This is a genomic window from Microcoleus pseudofavosus SVA1_A4, assembly GCF_036700565.1.
Lineage (GTDB): Bacteria > Cyanobacteriota > Cyanobacteriia > Cyanobacteriales > Microcoleaceae > Microcoleus.
In genome coordinates this window covers 1-1,322 of the sequence record NZ_JAUBPE010000189.1, presented here as the reverse complement: position 1 = coordinate 1,322, position 1,322 = coordinate 1, and the positions used below count along the sequence as shown (strand labels likewise).

Here is a 1,322-nt window from a genome sequence, read left to right as displayed (position 1 = left end):
TCGTGCGGTTCGTTTCTATGAAACTAGCCTGTATGGGTTAGGGGATTAGAGCCTTTACGCCGCCTTGGGTGCAAGCCCTAAAAGATAGTAAAGGTAACTTCAGTTGAGTGTGAGTGCGTCAAACTCAAATTTGACAAGTCTTACCCGCTAGGAATGGCGTGATGCCAAAACTGCCCACATGGATAGAGAACAAACTCTAAAAATGAAGCTGGGGACAGAACGAGAATAACAAACCTGAGATGGGAGCAACTCGTATAGGTAAGTAGTCAAGGTTAAACATTAGTTGAACTCTCGGAAAAAGCGTCTGAGCGTGAACGACCGAAATCAAGGTCGAACAACGACACAACATAACACTTCAAGTGTGAAAATACCCGCATTATTTTGAACTGGATAAATGCAATTCTGGGAAATCGTGGGCGAAATGAGAGAACCTAAAACTACAAAATAACTCAGCAGAGGAACGAATAAAACTGCTCTTTCAACCTTCAATTTTAGAAGATTAACTTTTCAAATTGTGGACTCCTTAAATAAGGGTTAGCGGGTAGAGTTGGTAAGATGTACTCAAAAATTCAAGAAATAAGGACTCTTGGAAAACTGGGTACGGTTTACATAGAAAATGTTCATTCAGGCGTAGAGAATGTTATGGCAACGGAGTTAAATCCAGTTGATAAATGGAAATCAATTCCTTGGCGCAAGCTGCGGAAAATTGTGTTTCGCCTACAAGTGAGAATATTCAAGGCTCAAAAGAACGGTAACGTGCTCCTAGTGCGTAAGCTTCAGAAACTTTTATTAAGCTCCAGAGCAGCGAAATTGCTTGCTATTCGGCAAGTGACACAGTTAAATACTGGACGGAAAACCGCAGGGGTGGACGGAAAGAAAGCCCTCGAACCCTCACAAAGACTGGCACTATTTGAAGTGTTAGTTAAGAACTGGAAGCAATGGAAACATCAGCCTCTAAAGCGAGTGTACATACCCAAAGTAGACGGAACTAAAAGAGGACTAGGAATCCCGACCATTAGCGACAGAGCATATCAATGTCTCATCAAATATGCCTTGGAACCCGCAGCAGAAGCTACGTTCAACGCTCATTCTTATGGGTTTAGACCTAGCCGAAGCTGCCATGATATCCAGAGACAATTATTCAATAATCTAAACTCTAGCAGTAATGGGTTAGAAAAAAGAATTTTGGAATTGGATATTGAAAAATGTTTCGACAAGATTGACCACAAATTCTTAATGCAATCAGTCCAACTACCAAAGGCAGCAAAACAAGGGGTATTTAGGGCAATAAAAGCCGGAGTCAGAGGAGAATTTCCTTCATC

Annotated in this window: 1 protein-coding gene; it reads left to right on the top strand. The window is 41.5% G+C overall.

The features are described from left to right. Window positions 1-555: 555 nt before the first annotated feature. A partial coding sequence (locus tag QUA02_RS33400; RefSeq protein ID WP_333034018.1) for a reverse transcriptase N-terminal domain-containing protein occupies window positions 556-1,322 on the top strand: 767 nt, incomplete at its 3' end.